The 17,120-nt window shown below is 56.5% G+C and carries 17 protein-coding genes and 1 pseudogene; 9 read left to right on the top strand and 9 right to left on the bottom strand.

Annotation, left to right across the window (positions count from 1 at the left end):
- Together Q0362_RS02750 and Q0362_RS02745 are read left to right on the top strand one after the other, a co-directional pair.
- Positions 1–105 (top strand): annotated as a pseudogene (locus Q0362_RS02750) (phosphoribosylaminoimidazolesuccinocarboxamide synthase); the annotation flags it as partial.
- Positions 106–759 (top strand): YitT family protein, encoded by a 654-nt coding sequence (locus tag Q0362_RS02745; RefSeq protein WP_298119519.1) that lies wholly within the window; start codon positions 106–108, stop codon positions 757–759.
- Here the strand turns inward: Q0362_RS02745 and Q0362_RS02740 are convergent, their stop codons facing one another.
- Positions 760–2,397, bottom strand: a complete 1,638-nt coding sequence (locus Q0362_RS02740) for an alpha-glucosidase (RefSeq protein WP_298119518.1) — start codon at positions 2,395–2,397, stop codon at positions 760–762.
- 130 nt (positions 2,398–2,527) lie between these two features.
- On the opposite strand from Q0362_RS02740, the gene kynA reads away from it, so the two are divergent.
- Genes kynA through purL form a run of 7 tightly spaced genes read left to right on the top strand, consistent with a single transcriptional unit; the run spans position 2,528 to position 9,428 of the window.
- On the top strand, positions 2,528–3,376 hold the full coding sequence (gene kynA, locus Q0362_RS02735; RefSeq protein WP_298119516.1) for a tryptophan 2,3-dioxygenase: 849 nt from the start codon (positions 2,528–2,530) through the stop codon (positions 3,374–3,376).
- 9 nt (positions 3,377–3,385) lie between these two features.
- Positions 3,386–4,348 carry an amidohydrolase gene (locus Q0362_RS02730; RefSeq protein ID WP_298119514.1) on the top strand — a complete coding sequence of 321 codons (963 nt, stop codon included), beginning with the start codon at positions 3,386–3,388 and terminating at the stop codon, positions 4,346–4,348.
- Positions 4,345–5,595 carry a kynureninase gene (locus Q0362_RS02725; RefSeq protein WP_298119511.1) on the top strand — a complete coding sequence of 417 codons (1,251 nt, stop codon included), beginning with the start codon at positions 4,345–4,347 and terminating at the stop codon, positions 5,593–5,595. The genes Q0362_RS02730 and Q0362_RS02725 overlap by 4 nt, the downstream gene beginning before the upstream one ends.
- Before the next feature lie 43 nt (positions 5,596–5,638).
- On the top strand, positions 5,639–5,887 hold the full coding sequence (purS, locus tag Q0362_RS02720) for a phosphoribosylformylglycinamidine synthase subunit PurS (protein WP_298119509.1): 249 nt from the start codon (positions 5,639–5,641) through the stop codon (positions 5,885–5,887).
- Entirely contained in the window at positions 5,887–6,588 is a 702-nt protein-coding gene (purQ, locus tag Q0362_RS02715) for a phosphoribosylformylglycinamidine synthase subunit PurQ (RefSeq protein WP_298119507.1), read from the top strand. The genes purS and purQ overlap by 1 nt, the downstream gene beginning before the upstream one ends.
- A gap of 5 nt (positions 6,589–6,593) precedes the next feature.
- Entirely contained in the window at positions 6,594–7,085 is a 492-nt protein-coding gene (locus tag Q0362_RS02710) for a DUF3817 domain-containing protein (protein WP_298119505.1), read from the top strand.
- Positions 7,086–7,136: 51 nt separating this feature from the next.
- Positions 7,137–9,428, top strand: a complete 2,292-nt coding sequence (gene purL / locus Q0362_RS02705; RefSeq protein WP_298119503.1) for a phosphoribosylformylglycinamidine synthase subunit PurL — start codon at positions 7,137–7,139, stop codon at positions 9,426–9,428.
- Between the two features lie 93 nt (positions 9,429–9,521).
- On the opposite strand, the gene Q0362_RS02700 is transcribed toward purL, so the two are convergent.
- From Q0362_RS02700 to Q0362_RS02665, 8 genes are all read right to left on the bottom strand, one after another.
- A complete protein-coding gene (locus Q0362_RS02700) occupies positions 9,522–9,824 on the bottom strand; it encodes a chorismate mutase (protein ID WP_298119501.1) in 303 nt (100 codons plus the stop codon).
- A gap of 24 nt (positions 9,825–9,848) precedes the next feature.
- The gene (locus Q0362_RS02695; RefSeq protein ID WP_298119498.1) at positions 9,849–10,763 is read right to left on the bottom strand and encodes a DMT family transporter; all 915 of its coding nucleotides are present in this window, start codon (positions 10,761–10,763) and stop codon (positions 9,849–9,851) included.
- Between the two features lie 80 nt (positions 10,764–10,843).
- Positions 10,844–12,130: an adenylosuccinate synthase gene (locus tag Q0362_RS02690; protein ID WP_298119495.1), complete on the bottom strand. Its 1,287-nt coding sequence runs from the start codon at positions 12,128–12,130 to the stop codon at positions 10,844–10,846.
- A 100-nt stretch (positions 12,131–12,230) separates the two neighbouring features.
- Positions 12,231–12,851, bottom strand: coding sequence for a class I SAM-dependent methyltransferase (locus Q0362_RS02685; protein WP_298119492.1), 621 nt, complete (start codon positions 12,849–12,851; stop codon positions 12,231–12,233).
- Positions 12,852–12,860: 9 nt separating this feature from the next.
- The gene (locus Q0362_RS02680) at positions 12,861–13,496 is read right to left on the bottom strand and encodes an RNA methyltransferase (protein ID WP_277494591.1); all 636 of its coding nucleotides are present in this window, start codon (positions 13,494–13,496) and stop codon (positions 12,861–12,863) included.
- A gap of 2 nt (positions 13,497–13,498) precedes the next feature.
- A complete protein-coding gene (gene pyrE / locus Q0362_RS02675; RefSeq protein ID WP_298119486.1) occupies positions 13,499–14,053 on the bottom strand; it encodes an orotate phosphoribosyltransferase in 555 nt (184 codons plus the stop codon).
- 36 nt (positions 14,054–14,089) lie between these two features.
- Positions 14,090–15,010 (bottom strand): DMT family transporter, encoded by a 921-nt coding sequence (locus Q0362_RS02670; RefSeq protein ID WP_298119484.1) that lies wholly within the window; start codon positions 15,008–15,010, stop codon positions 14,090–14,092.
- Between the two features lie 13 nt (positions 15,011–15,023).
- On the bottom strand, positions 15,024–17,120 hold a 2,097-nt coding region (locus Q0362_RS02665), incomplete at its 5' end, for an efflux RND transporter permease subunit (protein WP_298119482.1).

Here is a 17,120-nt window from a genome sequence, read left to right as displayed (position 1 = left end):
TCTGCGAACTGGGACAAGACCGGCACCCCTCCCGTCCTCCCAGCCGACATTGTCGAGCGCACTGCAGATCGCTATCGCGAACTGATCAGCCGAATGCTCGGCTAAGTGAAACTCCTCAACGCCATCTTTGAGGTGCCCCGCACGGGTGCCCCATTGTGGAAGAGAATTCTGCTCGTCGAGGTGGGTCTGATTGTGTGTGGTTTGGCTTTTGCCATCATGCTTCAAGCAGCTATTGGTCTGGACCCGTGGGATGCATTCCACCAGGGCATCTCTTTCTTGACAGGCGTTTCCATTGGAACAGTTGTTGTCATCGTCGGCTTTGCCGTGTTATTCCTCTGGATCTTCCTCAAGCAAAAGCTGGGGCTAGGCACCATCATGAATGCCATCACTATTGGCATTGCCATCAACGTGTTTTATGCCTTGATTCCCACCGCATCTAACTACCTCATCGGTGTTGGATATTTTGTCGTCGGAATCTTGATCAACGGGCTTGGCATCTCGATGTATGTCGGTGGGGGTTTAGGCCCAGGCCCACGTGATGGCCTGATGACTGGTTTGGTCAAGCGCACGGGCAAGCCACTGTGGCTAGTGCGGACCGCCATTGAGGTTGTCGTCCTGGGATTGGGCTGGGCCTTTGGCGGAACCATTGGATTAGGAACAGTGCTCTATGCCTTCACTATCGGGCCCGTGGTCCATGTCATGTTGCCCTGGTTCAACCTGGACAAGGTCAAGGAACCTGAGGACCTCGAAGGTCACTAACTAGTTCTGTAAAGTCACGAAAGCTTGCCATGGAGCAAGCACGTCTGACTTCACACCAAGAACAGCATCCCCTGAGACTGCCCCAGGTAGTGAAACCGTCTCATCAGAGAGGTTCGCAACAACCGTCAACACTTGGCCATTGAGTTCACGGGTGTAAGCGAAGAGCTGCTCGTGTTCAATCCAAAGCATGTCGAAGGAGCCATTGACCACGACGTCCATGCCGTGACGCATGGCTATGAGCTTCTGGTAGTGGTGGAAGACGGAGTCTGCGTCATCGACAGCAGCCGCTGCGTTGATCTCGGGATAGTTTGTGTTGACCGAGATCCAAGGTTCACCCGTGGTGAATCCTGCGTTGGCTGAGTCATCCCACTGCACGGGCGTGCGGGCGTTGTCGCGGCCCTTGTAACCCACGGCCTTGAGGACGTAGTCCTCTGAGATGCCCATTTCTGGGGCTTCTGCTGCCCAGTTCAAGGTTTCAAGGTCACGGTATTGGCTCAGCTTGGTGAAGTGTGCACTGGTCATGCCGAACTCTTCACCCTGATAGACATACGGCGTTCCGCGCATCAAGTGCAGCACAGTACCGAAGGCTTTTGCCGAGTTCACGCGGTGTTCTGCTGAGTCATTGCCCCAACGCGAGACAATACGTGGCTGGTCGTGGTTGTTCCAATAGAGGGAGTTCCAGCCAACCTGCTCGAGACCCTTCTGCCACATATTCAGATTCTCTTTGAGTGCCTTCACGGTGAAGGGAACCAGATCCCACTTGCCATAGCCATCAGGGTTGGTGTCGAGATCCATGTGTTCGAAGGTGAACACCATGTTGAGTTCGTGACGCTCTGGTGCGGTGTATTGCTGAGCAAGCTCCACGGTGCAACCGGGCATCTCGCCGACGGTAATCAAACCCATGTCGCGCAGAACTTCACGGTTCATTTCCTGCAGGAATTCGTGAATGCGAGGCCCGTTCATCCAGGGTCCGAACAGGTCATCTGCTGCAGAGAAATCTTGGTGCTTGGAGATGAGGTTAATCACGTCCATACGGAAGCCATCCACGCCCTGCTCGAGCCACCAGTTCATCATCGAATACACAGCTGCGCGGACTTCGGGGTTTTCCCAGTTCAGGTCAGGCTGCTTCTTGGAGAAGATGTGCAGGAAGTATTGCTGGGTGTTCTCATTCCACTGCCAGACCGAGCCAGAGAAAGCAGCCTGGTGATCAGTGGGTTCGTGGCCATCAACAGCATCGCGCCAGATGTACCAATCACGCTTGGGGTTATCTAAAGAGGTGGAGCTCTCCACGAACCAAGCGTGCTCATCAGAAGTGTGATTGACCACGAGGTCCATCACGAGCTTCATGCCACGGGCATGCGTCTCCGCGATGAGGTGACGCATGTCATCGAGTGTGCCAAAGAGAGGGTCAATGTCCTGGTAGTCCGAGATGTCGTAACCATTGTCATCTTGAGGAGACTTGTAGACAGGGGAAAGCCAGAGTACGTCGACACCTAGATCAGCCAGGTAGTCCAGCTTGGAGGTAATACCGGGGATGTCTCCGATGCCATCGCCGTTCGAGTCAGCGAACGAGCGAGGGTAGATCTGGTACACGACGGCACCCTTCCACCAGTCGTCTTTACCCAGGGTGATGCTCATGTGTCTCCTTGTTGTCTCAAGAATCAACTGTATTGGTGTGTGGGACTTCGGAAACTTTTTTCAGGCAAGCCCTGACGAAGAATGAGGTGTTCTGGCTAGGGTGAATGAGTTCCCACAAGGAGGTCCCACCATGGGCGTAGAAAACAACACCCGCGATATTGAAGAAACAGTCGTCACCGACTTCACTGACCGCATGAGCTATGGCGGCTATCTCGATCTCGACACGCTTCTCTCAGCGCAGAAGCCTCTGAGTGATCACCACGATGAACTGCTGTTCATCATTCAGCACCAGACCACTGAACTCTGGATGAAGTTGATGGTGCACGAGCTTCTCGGCGCTGCCAACTACCTTCGCAACGACGACCTCGGCCAGGCACTCAAGTGCATGGCTCGTCTCAAGCACATCCAGAAGACCCTCACTGAACAGTGGGCAGTCCTCGCCACCCTAACTCCCAGCGAGTATGCCCAGTTCCGCGACAAGCTCGGTAACTCCAGCGGCTTCCAGTCTTTCCAGTACCGAGCCATCGAGTTCATGCTGGGCAACAAGAACGAGAAGATGATCCACGTCTTTGACGCAGATCCTGTTGCGCAAGAACTTCTGGTTACAGCACTGAACGCACCCAGCATCTATGACGAGTTCCTGCGTTACCTTGCCCGCAAGGGATACAACGTTCCTGCCTCCATCTTGGAGCGCGACGTGACCAAGGCCTGGACTTTCTCTGACGAACTCATGCCCGTCTTCATCGAGATTTACAACAACCACGACGAGCACTGGGAAGCTTACGAAAGCTGTGAAGAGCTCGTCGACTTGGAAGAGAACTTCCAGTTCTGGCGCTTCCGTCATCTGCGCACCGTGCAGCGCATCATCGGTATGAAGATGGGCACCGGCGGATCCTCCGGTGCACCGTTCTTGCAAAAGGCACTTGAACTTACTTTCTTCCCTGAGCTCTTTGCTGTGCGCACCGAGATTGGCAAGTAGCTCAACTTCATGAGCTCCGAGCTTCAGAAACCTGGCAACCCCTTTGGGGTTGGGGTTTCTGCGCGCCTTGCCTCCGGCGAGCGCGGAACCCTGTTCCCGCTCTTTGGTGATGCTCATGTGCACCTCGGACTCGTTGAGCCAGAACGCCTCCCCTCTGGCGGCATCGGTCGTGTTCTGGATTTGGGGTGGTCCATTCCTGAACAGAAGCACTGGGCGTCTGGAAGTATCCCCGGGTTAGACGTGGAATACGCAGGGAACTTCCTTGCGGCTGCTGGCGGCTATCCTTCTGATCGTTCTTGGGCACCAGCGGATGCCACAGTTTTTGTTGAGAACAGCGCAGAGGCTGTGGCTGAACAGGTTGTTGCCGGCGTGAACGCAATCAAGATCACTCTCAATGCTGATGCAGGTCCCGTGCACTCTGACGACGTTCTTGCCCAGCTGGTGAGCTCGGCGCTTGAGGCAGGTCGTTTCCCCGTTATTCATGCTGAGGGTGCCGGGCAAGCTGAAAGAGCTATCCGCTCTGGGCTGGTTGTTCTGGCTCACACTCCATTTAGTGAGGTGCTCTCAGATGAGCTCATTGAATTCGCAGCTACCCACAACCTGGGTTGGATGAGCACCCTCGATATCCATGGCTATGGCGACTACGGCCACGATTTTGACGTCGCCTGCGACAACCTTTCTCGCTTCGCTGCTGCAGGTGGAACTGTGTTTTATGGCACAGACATGGGTAATGGACCGTTACCTCTGGGCATTAATGTTCGTGAACTCACTGCCTTGCAGGCGTGTGGACTCTCCCCTGCCCTTGTTGTGGAGTCCATGACTGCGTGGTGGGATCACCAGCCACAGCTGTTGGGTGGTTTCTCTTCACACCGGATGAGTTTTATCTCTGAGATGTCAGACAACACCTGCACTGACTTCAGTACCTGGCTGGCTTCTGCGCGTATCGTCGAACACATTGAAGTGGAGTCATGATGACCAGTTTTGAAACACGTGCTGCCCAGCTCGACGCTGCAGACCCCCTTGCCGCCCACCGCGCCAAATTCTTTGGCACCGATGAGGCAACCCAGTCGTCTACCCCCGGCATGCCATTGGCCTACTTCGACGGCAACTCACTCGGACGCCCCCTGGCCGCGAGTATGGAGCGTATTGAAGATTTCATGCGAAGCGAGTGGGGAACTCGACTGATTCGTAGCTGGGAAGAGAAGTGGGTTGACCTTCCTCTCGAGCTCGGTGACCGGATCGGCGCAGCTGCGTTAGGAGCCGCTGCCGGACAGACCCTCGTCGCTGACTCTACGAGTGTGCTGATGTATAAAGCTGCTCGGGCTGCACTTGATGCTCGTCCTGGGCGGACCGAGATTGTGCTCGACACCGATAACTTCCCCACTGACCGCTACCTGATGGAAGGTATCGCCGCCGAGCGCAACATGACGCTGCGCTGGATTGAAGCTGATCCTGCAACAGGTGTGACTGCAGACCAAGTCTCCGAAGTGGTGTCAGATAAAACGGCGCTTGTCCTTCTCAGTCATGTGTCATACCGCTCTGCCTTTATTGCGGATGCACCGACCATCACACGCATTGCTCACGATGCAGGTGCACTGATTATCTGGGACCTCAGCCACTCTGTCGGTTCGGTAGTTGTTGAGCTGGATGCCTGGGGGGTGGATTTTGCCGTGGGGTGCAGTTACAAATACCTCTGCGGAGGACCCGGAGCTCCTGCTTGGCTATATGTCCGCAAGGACCTCCAAGAGCAGCTGCGTCAACCCATCCAAGGATGGTTTGGTGCCAAAGACATGTTCCTGATGGGTCCTGGGTACCAGCCCGCAGCCGGCATCCGTCGTTTCATTACTGGAACAAGCCCTGTGTTGGGTATGCAAGCACTCATCGACCCTGTCGAACTCATTTCAGAAGTGGGTATGCCCGCCATAAGAGCTAAATCTCAGCTCCTTACCCAATATGTGATCGATTTTGCTGATGAAGTTTTGGCACCCCTGAATGTCACGGTGTCCTCACCTCGTGATGCCTCAATCCGCGGTGGCCACGTCATTGTCAATCACCCCGACATGCAAGAGGTGAATTCCAGGCTTTGGGCAGAGGACATCATCCCTGATTATCGTGATCCACACGGCCTGAGGCTGGGTTTATCGCCCCTGTCCACTTCTTTCTCTGAGGTCTACCTGGGGCTCGAGCGCGTCAGAGAAGTACTGCTCAGTCTCCGGTAGGATTGGGGTATTCCCTGCTCGCGAAACCGCTGGAGTTACCCCCATGCCCACCATCGTCGTCGAGGTAATGCCCAAGGCTGAAATTCTTGACCCACAGGGCAAGGCAGTCGCTGGTGCGCTTACCCGCCTTGGTCACAACCAGTTCTCCGGTGTTCGCATCGGCAAGCGCTTCGAGCTCACCGTTGACGGTCCCGTCACTGCTGAGGTTCTCGCAGCGGCCAAGACCATCGCAGAGGATATCCTCTCGAACTCGGTCATCGAAGATGTCGTCAGCATCTCCGAGGCCAAGTAATGCGCGTCGGAGTCATCACCTTCCCCGGCTCACTCGATGAGCGTGACGCCCAACGTGCTGTGAAGCTCGCGGGTGGAACACCAGTTGCCCTCTGGCACGGTGCTCACGACCTTGAGGGCGTCGAAGCCATCATTCTTCCCGGCGGCTTTAGCTATGGCGACTACCTACGTGCAGGTTCTATTGCCAGCCACGCTCCCATCATGGCTGAGGTCATCGATGCAGCTCACAAGGGTATGCCTGTCCTAGGTATTTGCAATGGTTTCCAGATGCTCGCAGAAGCTCGCTTGGTTCCTGGCGCTCACGGTCGTAATGACTGTGGCACCTTTGTTCGCCGCGATCAGAAACTGATCGTGGAGAACAACACCACTGCCTGGACCAAGGACTTTGCCCAGGGTGAAGAGATCATCATTCCACTCAAGAACGCTGATGGCCGTTTTGTTGCTAATGCAGACACCATCAAGCGCATTGAAGACAACGGTCAGGTCACCTTCCGTTACGTCGGCATGAACCCCAACGGTTCACTCGATGACATCGCAGGTGTTTCTAACGAAGCAGGCAATGTTGTGGGTCTGATGCCTCACCCCGAGCACGCAGTAGAGCCCGGTTTCGGTCCCGACACTGCACAGGCCATGCGTTCTGGTCTTGATGGCTTGAAGTTCTTCACCTCTGTCATTCAGAGCACCATCCTCTCCAAGGCATAAGCCTGATGAACGCAACCGGCACGTCAAAGCAGGCGGGGTTCACCCCTCGCAAGCTCTACTTTGTGCTTGCTATCGCAGAAGCCTGCACGTGGACATTGCTCATCACCGGGCTGATCCTTCGCGCAACTACAGGCATCGACCAGACCCTGTTCACCACCATCGGTGGTCTGCACGGTTTGGTGTTCATTAGCTATGGCGCAACATCGATTCTGGTTGCGTTCAACCAGCGTTGGGGTTTCTGGCTGGGTCTGCTCGCGGTAATCACCGCGATCCTTCCCTATGCCACCATTCCTTTCGAGCTGGTTCAGGCCAAGCGTGGAGCACTCGAAGGCCCCTGGCGCACTCAGGCAACTGACGACCCTCGCGATGCGAAAGCATTGGACCGCCTCTTCCGCTGGTTCCTTGCCCGCCCAGTGCTGTTGATCCTCGTCATTGTGCTGGCAATCGTTGCCGTCTTCTCCACCCTGCTCATCCTTGGTCCTCCCGGAGGACGCTAAGGCTATGAGCTCACACACTTTCCACATCACCCACAACGAAGGGACCGACGCGTGAGCACCCACGTCGCCGACACCGTAGACAACGCCATCGCAACCCCAGACAAGGTTCAGCCCTATGGCGCCTTGGGACTCAAGGATGACGAGTACGCAGAGATTCGCAAGATCCTCGGCCGCCGCCCCACCTCAGGTGAACTGGCAATGTACTCCGTGATGTGGAGTGAGCACTGCTCATACAAGTCTTCAAAGATTTACCTTCGTCAGTTTGGCCAGAAGGTCAGCGAGAAGATGAAGGAAAAGCTCATGGTCGGCATGGGCGAGAACGCCGGTGTTGTCGACGTCGGCGAGGGTTGGGCTGTCACCTTCAAGGTGGAGAGCCACAACCACCCCAGCTACATTGAGCCTTTCCAGGGCGCTGCCACCGGAGTGGGTGGAATCGTCCGTGACATCATCTCGATGGGTGCACGTCCCGTTGCTGTGATGGACCAGCTGCGCTTTGGCGCCATCGACCACCCTGACACCCCTCGCGTTCTGCACGGTGTTGTTGGTGGAATTAGCTTCTACGGCAACTGCCTTGGCCTTCCCAACATTGGTGGCGAGACCTACTTTGACTCCTGCTACCAGGGCAACCCCTTGGTGAATGCCCTTTCTGTGGGTGTTCTCCGCCACGAAGACCTTCACCTGGCTAACGCTTCGGGTGTGGGTAACAAGATTGTTCTGTTCGGTGCTCGCACCGGTGGCGACGGCATCGGTGGCGCATCGATCCTTGCCTCTGACTCCTTTGACTCCACTGGCCCCACCAAGCGTCCTGCTGTCCAGGTCGGTGACCCATTCGCAGAGAAGGTGCTCATCGAGTGCTGCCTCGAGCTTTACCGCGAAGGCCTGGTTGAAGGTATTCAGGATCTTGGTGCTGCCGGTATTTCCTGTGCAACCAGCGAGCTTGCCTCTAACGGTGACGGCGGCATGTTCGTCGAGCTCGACCACGTACTGCTGCGCGACCCCACCCTCACCGCTGAGGAAATCCTCATGTCGGAGAGCCAGGAGCGCATGATGGCTGTGGTCAAGCCTGAGCTGCTCGACCAGTTCATGGCTGTCGTGAACAAGTGGGATGTGGAAACCAGTGTTCTCGGTGAAGTCACCGACACCGGTCGTCTCGTGATCCACCACGGTGGCGAAGAGATCGTGAACGTAGACCCTCGCACCGTCGCGATCGACGGTCCTGTCTATGAGCGTCCCGTTGCCTACCCCGCATGGATTGATGCTCTTAACGCTGACTCAGCTGACAAGCTGGCTCGCCCACAGACCGGTGCAGAGCTCAAGGACCAGTTCCTCTCCCTCGTTGCCAGCCCGAACCTGGCAGACAAGTCCCTCATCACCACCCAGTATGACTACTTCGTCATGGGAAACACGGCGCTCAGCTTCCCTGACGACGCCGGCATGATCCGCGTGGACGAAGAATCCGGTCTCGGTTTCGCTATCGCCACCGACGCTAACGGTCGCTACTGTCAGCTTGACCCCTACCAGGGTGCTCGCTTGGCTCTGGCTGAGGCCTACCGCAACGTGGCAGTCTCCGGTGCTGTTCCTGCAGCGGTCACTGACTGTCTCAACTTCGGTTCTCCTGAGAACCCCGAAGTGATGTGGCAGTTCAAGCGTGCTGTTGAAGGTCTCGCTGATGGTTGCTTGGAACTCGAGATCCCCGTCACCGGTGGAAACGTCTCCTTCTATAACCAGACCGGTGACGCTCCCATCCACCCCACCCCTGTTGTGGGCGTACTGGGTGTTATCGATGACGTTGCTCGCCGTATTCCTTCTTCCTGGCAGGACGAGGGCAACAACATCTACCTCCTCGGCTACACCCGCACCGAACTTGATGGTTCAGCATGGGCTGGCACCATCCACAACCACCTCGGCGGTTTCCCTCCCGTTGTTGACCTCGGTCAAGAGAAGGAACTTGCTGACCTTCTACAAGGCGCGGCTATTGAGAGCTTGATTCTCTCTGCTCACGACCTCAGCGATGGTGGTCTGGGACAGGCGCTAGCTGAGTCAGTGATGCGCTTTGGCGTGGGTGCCCGGGTCTGGCTCGATGAAATCATTGAGCGTGACGGCGTGGACGCTGCAACTGCGTTGTTCTCTGAGTCAACCGGTCGTGTGATTGTCTCTGTTCCTCGTGAAGATGATGTTCGCTTCTTGGGACTCTGCGAAGCTCGCAACTACCCTGTCCTGCGCATCGGTGTGACCGATCTGGGTGGGGACGACGCCAAGCTCGACGTTCAGGGCCTGTTCGAGGTTTCTGTTGCTGAGATTCGTCAGCGCAGCAACGAGACACTGCCAAAGTATTTCGGCTAAGCCTGCTTAAAGAGCTTCGAGCAGGCCCCATCGCAGGGGCCCACCCGAAGAATCTGAGTTTCTCAGAAAAATATGCCTGTTGGCAAGCGTTATTTAACCGCGTGCCTGTTCGTGGTGGTGAATAACCTCTTCCACGACAAAGTGGAACCACTTCTCCGCGAAGGTGGGGTCGAGGTTGGCCTCTTCCGCCAGCGCACGCAAGCGTGCGACCTGGCGAGCTTCACGCGCAGGGTCGGACGGGGGAAGATCGTTGGTGGCTTTGAGCTTGCCCACCTTCTGCGTGAACTTGAAACGCTCAGCGAGCATGTGAATGAGAGCTGCATCGATGTTGTCGATGCTCTCGCGAATACCTGCAAGCTCTTGGGCAACCTCAGGGGATATCTCGTTCTGCGCCATGCTTTTAGGTTAGCGCAGGAGTGATTAGTTCTTGGATTGCCTGCGCATGATCAAGACACCGATGATGACAATGGCGCCACCAACTGGCTCATACCAGTGCAGGGTTTCGCCCAGAAAAACCACACCCAGCATGATGCCCACAATCGGCATGACATAGGTCACAGATGAGGCACGAGTGGGTCCCCAGGACTCGAGCACATCGTTGAACCAGAGATAGGCCAAGCCCGTTCCGCCCAAACCGATGATGGCAATGGACACAATCGTGGTCCAGTCAATGGTGACGGGGCCGATGGCCAAGAACGGCGTGAGAAGCAAGATAAAGATGGCTGCAGCGCCCACTTCAATAATCGAGATTGCCTTAGCTGAGACTCCGCGGGGGAAGACGTACTTCTTCAAATACGTTCCAGAGAATCCATACATCACAGCTGCGCCGAGGGCAGCAATCTGGCCCCAGAAGCTTCCACCGAGGTCGGTGATGGTCCAGGGAGCAATCACTACGACCAGACCAGCAAGACCCACCAGCACACCGACTGCTTGGTTGCGGTTGAAATTCTCCACACGCAATACATAGACCGCAATGATGGCGGTCATGATCGGGGTGAGACCGTTATAGATCGTGGCAACCGCAGAGGTGATGAACTGCTCAGCCCAGGGGAAGAAAATGAAGGGGATGCCAATACCAAAAACACCAGCCACAGCGATGTGACCCCAGGTGACGAGGTCACGAGGAAGTTTTTCCCGGCTAATCAGCCAGAAGACGAGCATGAAAATGCCACCTGCCACAACACGTGACCAGGCAACCTGACCCCAACTCAACGTCTCCATCGCAATCTTGATGAAGAAGAAGCTCGAGCCCCACAGGCAAGCCAAGAAAATGAACTTCAGTGCAACGAGAAGGGGAGAACCGCCTGCTTTCGCAGCAACTGAAGGAATAGTCATAACCTGCTCAGCCTAGCTGTGAAAGAACTCGTTCGGGCAAGAACAATTGCCTGTTGACCAGCCGGTCAGACGAGAGTTATTTAGCTAACGAGGTCGTGCTGAACGATGATCGCATCGCGAGCAGGACCCACACCGATAGCGGAGAAGCGTGCGCCACTCATTGCTTCCAGTGCAGTGACGTAGTCCTGAGCATTCTTGGGCAGATCGCTGAACTTACGTGCACCGGTGATGTCCTCAGTCCAGCCGGGGAAGTATTCCAGGATGGGTTTGGCGTGGTGGAAGTCGCTCTGGTTCACAGGAACCTCATCGTGACGAACACCGTCGACGTCATAGGCAACACAGACCGGAATCTGCTCGAGTCCCGTAAGAACGTCAAGCTTGGTGACGACGAAGTCGGTCACACCGTTGATACGTGCGGTGTAGCGAGCGATAGGTGCGTCATACCAACCACAGCGACGGGGACGACCAGTGGTTGTGCCGAACTCGAAGCCCTTGGCACGCAAGTATTCACCGTCTTCATCGAAGAGCTCGGTGGGGAACGGACCAGCACCCACGCGGGTTGTGTAGGCCTTGATGACCGCGATGACGCGCTCGATCTTGTTGGGGCCAATACCTGAACCGGTCGAGGCACCACCAGCAGTAGCGTTCGACGAGGTAACGAAAGGATACGTTCCGTGGTCGATGTCGAGCATGGTTGCCTGGCCACCCTCGAACAGCACAACCTTGTCAGCTTCGAGAGCCTGGTTGAGTTCGAGTGCGGTGTCCGCAACCATGGGTGCCAGGCGCTCACGGTAGGACAGAAGTTCTTCAATCACGGCATCTGCTGAGATGGCGCGACGGTTATAGATCTTGGCCAGCAGGTGGTTCTTGATCTCAAGTGCTGCTTCGACCTTCTGGCGAAGGATGCCTTCGTCGAAGATGTCTTGGATGCGGATACCGACGCGGTTGATCTTGTCTGCATAGGTGGGGCCAATGCCGCGGCCGGTGGTGCCGATCTGACGCTTGCCGAGGAAGCGCTCAGTAACCTTGTCCAAGGTGCGGTGGTAGTCCGTGATGACGTGAGCGTTCGCGCTCACACGCAGCTTCGAGGTGTCGATGCCGCGAGAGTTCAAGGCATCGAGCTCTGCGAAAAGAACAGAGATGTCGATGACCACACCGTTAGAGATCACAGGGGTCACGCCTGGAGTCAAGATACCGGAGGGCAGCAGGTGGAGGGCATACTTCTCGTCGCCAATAACGACGGTGTGGCCGGCGTTGTTACCGCCGTTGAACTTCACAACGTAGTCGATACGTTCAGCAAGAAGGTCGGTAGCCTTACCCTTACCTTCGTCGCCCCACTGGGCACCAATCAGAACGATTGCTGGCATGACGATATCCCCTCGTCGTTAGTACGGCCTGTGCAACTGCGACCTGCCAGTAATTCATTCTACCGGCTAAATAACGCCTCTTTCTTGCGGTTACTTCAGGCTAAGTAGTCGCCAGGAGCACGACGTCGATGGCCTTGCGCTCATCGCCACCGGAGACAAAGAAACGGTCTCTCAACATAAGCGTGTGGACGTTCAATCCGAGGGCGTCGCAGGCGGAACGAAGCTCTTCTTGAGTGGGGTTCAACTCTGGGCTGGGAGGGCCACCGAAGCCGTGTTCAAGGTTTTCACGTGCGTGCCACACACCAAACAGCGTGCCGCCTGAGCGCAGGCTCTGCGCTGCCGTGGCAATCGCGGCAGCGAGGTCTGCAGCAGGAATCTGGAGATAGGCCATGACAGCCAAATCAACGGGCTTGGTCACGCAGGATTCAGGGTTGGTGGCGTCCACGGCAGTTCCGGTGCAGAGTTCCGTCAGCCCCTCGCGCTCGGCTCGCTGCAAGAACTTACCCACGGCAACAGCCGAGAAGTCGGAGTTCTCCACGTGCCAACCGCGGCTGGCAAACCACAACGCGTTACGACCTTCGCCGCCACCCAGGTCCAGCATCTTGCCAGTCGGAAGATCGGAGAGGTACTCAACGACAAACTCATTGGGCTCCAACGACCAGACCATCTCTGCTTCGGCGTAGCGCTTGTCCCAGGCTTCAGAAGAGTTCCGAGTAGTCATGGTGCCTTTCTAGAACGTCACGTGCTGCATGACCCACGAGTGCATGGTCACAGCAGCTGCCGCACTGGCATTGATGGAGCGGGTTGAACCAAACTGAGTGATTTCAATCACGGCTTCTGCAGCTTCGATAGCTTCAGGAGAAAGTCCAGGTCCTTCTTGCCCGAACAGGAACAAGCAGCGCTCAGGCAAGGCAAAGGTTTCGATCTTCACGCAGCCAGGAACGTTGTCAATGGCGAGGATAGGCATGTTCTCTGCCTTCGCCCACTCGACCAGATCGGCCACGGTGTCATGGTGAACCACGTGCTGGTAACGGTCGGTGACCATCGCGCCGCGCTTGTTCCAACGACGGCGTCCCACGATGTGAACGGTGTCAGCACCAAAAGCATTGGCTGAGCGCACGATGGAACCAATGTTCATATCGTGCTGCCAGTTCTCAATGGCAACGTGGAAGGGGTGACGTTTCTCATCGAGATCCGCAACAATCGCTTCCATGGTCCAGTAGCGATAACGGTCAATGACGTTGCGCGTATCGCCCTTTTCTAGGAGCTCAGGGTCAAACCAAGGGTCTTCCGGGAGTTCACCAATCCACGGACCAACACCGGAGGTGCTCAGTTCGTGGGTAGGTGACTCAGGAAGGTCAGTCACGACTACTGAGGTGCAAGACCGAGGTCTTCGAGACCAATGGCGTAGAAGTAGGGGTAGCCAGCTGTTTCAATGCGCTGACGTGCGTCGGTGGCGCGGTCTACGACGACAGCAACAGCAACTACCTCTGCCCCGACTTTTTCCAGAGCTTCGATTGCCTTCAGTGGTGAACCACCAGTAGTGGAGGTGTCTTCAAGCACAACAACGCGCTTACCCACGAGGTCTGGTCCTTCAACCTGACGACCACGGCCGTGGTCCTTAGGCTCCTTGCGCACAACGAATGCGTCATAGGCCAGTCCCTGAGCGGCGCCCTGGTGAAGAACAGCTGTAGCGATGGGATCAGCACCCATAGTGAGTCCACCCACTGCGTCCACATCAGGAATCTGTGCCAGCACGTCAAGCATGACCTGGCCGATCAAGGGAGCGACGCGGTGATCCAAAGAAATCTTGCGCATGTCCACGTAATACGTGGCCTTCTTGCCACTGGTGAGTGTGAAGTCTCCGTGGAAGACTGCTTCTTCTTTGATGAAGTTGATGAGTTGTTCGCGTGCAGAAGTCATGACTTCAGTTTATCGGCCAACTGAAGGCCGAATTATCTAGTGGGCGAGAGGCTCGAGAGGAACGATGTCCTCATCTTCGGGACCGGGGGTTCCCGCAATGTGTTCTTTCTTCCCACGAGTTGGCATCTCCACGATCACCATGGCAGCGACCATAAATGCGCCGCCGATGATGGTCTTCAGTGCCAGAACTTCTTGTCCCACAGCAACTGAAACCAGTGCAGTGAAAACAACCTCGAGAGTCAAGATGATGGCAACACGAGAAGGCTCCATCTGGGCCTGGGCCCAGGTCTGCACAAAGAAGCCAATAACCGTGGCAAAGATCGCAGTGAACAGCACAGCCATCCAGACGTCAACGGTGGGTGGTGGCTGATAGCCATCAGGCAGGGCGCCGATCCAGCAGACCACAGCGACGAAGAGAAGCTGGACAAAAGTCAGCGCATAGGAATCAAGCCCTGAACTGAAGCGACCCAAGCCAACGATGTGAAGGGCATAAAGAACGGCGCAGATGATTCCCCAGATCTGACCAACCTCGATAGAGACACCCGTAATCGAGATGAGCCCCAAACCAATCAATGCCAGCACGGCTCCGAAAGCCACCTTGATTCCCACCTTGCGGCGGAAGATCAACCAGCCCAGCACGGGGGTGAGCACAACATAGGTTCCGGTGAGGAACCCAGTGATGGCTGCGGTGGTCATCTCAAGTGCAATGGTTTGTGTGGCATAGGCCAGGCCCAGCACCACACCCAGCACTGCTCCCACGGCAAGCATCTTGCCCTTGAGCGCCAAGATCACCTTGGGTTTGATCACCAACATGATTGCGGCAGCAATCGTGAAGCGAATAGCGAGGAAGTCGAAGAAGGGCTGTTGCTCAATTGCCGGCTTCATCACGACAAAGGCAACGCCCCACATTGCGGCCACTGAAACCAGTGACCACAATGCGAGGCGGGATGTCTTCATCCCTCCAGCCTAGTTAGGCGGAAGGAGTGCGGCGACGAATAGGAGTGTCGTCGTCACCATCGTCCTCAACGACGAGGGTGTCAAAGACGGGCTCCTTGGAGACAGGTGCTGAGGCAGTGACTCCAGCCTTGGCGGCCTTCTTCTCAGCTCGCTTTGCCTTGCGCTTTTCACGGCCACCTTCAACCAGGTTGTAGATGGTGGGAAGAACAATCAGGGTCAGCAGGGTCGAGGAGATCAGACCACCGATAACCACAATGGCCAGCGGCTGCGAGATGAATCCGCCGGAGCCGGTGATGCCGACAGCCATAGGAATCAAAGCGAAGATGGTTGCCAGTGCCGTCATCAAAATCGGACGCAGACGGCGGATGGCACCCTCACGGAGAGCATCTGTCACAGCCAGACCCTTATTGCGGTACTGGTTGACCAAGTCGATGAGCACGATGGCGTTCGTCACGACGATACCGACCAACATCAGCAGACCGATGAAGGATGGAACACCGAGCGGAACACCGGTGATGACCTGGAGACCGATCGCACCAGTTGCTGCGAAGGGAACCGAGATCAAGAGCAACAGTGGCTGCAGGAGCGAACCGAAGGTCGCAACCATGATGATGTAGACCACGAGGATGGCAACCAGCAGGGCAATACCGAGCGAGCTAAAGGCTGCTGCCTGGTCGGCGCTGACGCCACCAATCTTGGCGGATGCGCCCGAGGGCAGATCCACGTCCTTGAGTGCCTTGGTCACTTCAGCCGTAGCAGTTCCCAAGTCTTCGCTGTTGGGCGTGACGGTCACTGTTGCGCTGCGCTGACCCTTGACTGTGGTCACAGTGGCAGGGCCATCCTTGACCGTGACGGTTGCCAAGGTGTCCAGAGGAACGAGTCCCTTAGCAGTGGGCACAGTCAGAGCAGCTAGCTCTGCCTCAGTGGTGGGGGGATCATTCGACGCGATGTAGATGTCAAGGGTGGTTCCCTCGATCACCACGGTGCCGATGGTGGTCGGGCGCATGGCCTGAGCAACATAGCCGGCGAGCGCGACCTCGGAGAAGCCAGCAGCTGCAGCGTCATCACGGTTGACGGTGACGGCGATGTAGGGGCGAGCCTCAGTGAGGTTGCTGGTGACCTGCTTGACAGCAGGAAGTGCACGCATGCTCTTATCTACGGCAGCTGCTGCCTTGTCCAGTGATTCCTGGTTAGGAGCAGTGATGTCGATAGAAATGTCGCTCGAAGCGCCGAAGCCGCTCTGAGCACCCACGGTGATGGTGTCCTTGTCAGCTACCTTCTCAACAGCTGCACGAGCAGCGTCCTGAATCTTCTGCTGGTCACCGCCATCCTTGGTGGTGACGGAGAAGGTGATGGCGGTGTCGCCGCCGCCGACGAAGGCATCACGCAGTGCATTACCGGAAGAACCAATGGAGACCTGAACAATTTCGACACCGTCAGTGTCGAGCAGGGCGCCCTCAATATCGGTAGCCATCACGTCCTGGGCTTCCAGGCTGGTGCCGGGCTTGATGGCTTCAGTCACGGTGAACGTGTTCTGACCAGAGGAACCCAAGAAGTTGGTCTTCATCAGAGGCAGAATTGCACCGGTTCCAACCAGAACCAGGACAGCCAAGATAATCGTGGTGACCGAGTGCTTGAGGGTCCAGTTGATGACGGGCAGGTAGCCCTTCTGAAGGAAGCCAGGCTTCTCTTCTCCAGCAAGCTCTGCAGCCTTTGCCTTCGCTGCGCGCTTACCGGTCTCCGATGGTGCGCGAAGGAACCAGTAGGCCAGTACGGGAACAATGGTGAGCGACACCAGCAGTGATGCAACCAGTGCGATGGTCACGGTCAGTGCGAAGGGGCGGAATAGCTCACCGGTGATGTCACCAACAAAGGCCAGGGGCAAGAACACGGCAACGGTGGTTGCGGTTGAGGCGGTAATAGCACCGGCAACTTCGCGGACTGCGTCCACAATGACGGTGGCGCGGTCCACACCAGGCACCAGACGGCGCTTGATGTTTTCAATGACCACGATGGAGTCGTCAACAACGCGGCCGATGGCGATAGTCAGAGCACCCAGAGTCAGGATGTTGAGGGTGTAGTTCGCTGCCTGGAGACCAATGAAGGTAAT

This window comes from uncultured Aurantimicrobium sp. (assembly GCF_936931525.1).
Lineage (GTDB): Bacteria > Actinomycetota > Actinomycetes > Actinomycetales > Microbacteriaceae > Aurantimicrobium.
This window is presented reverse-complemented; position numbering and strand designations above follow the sequence as displayed.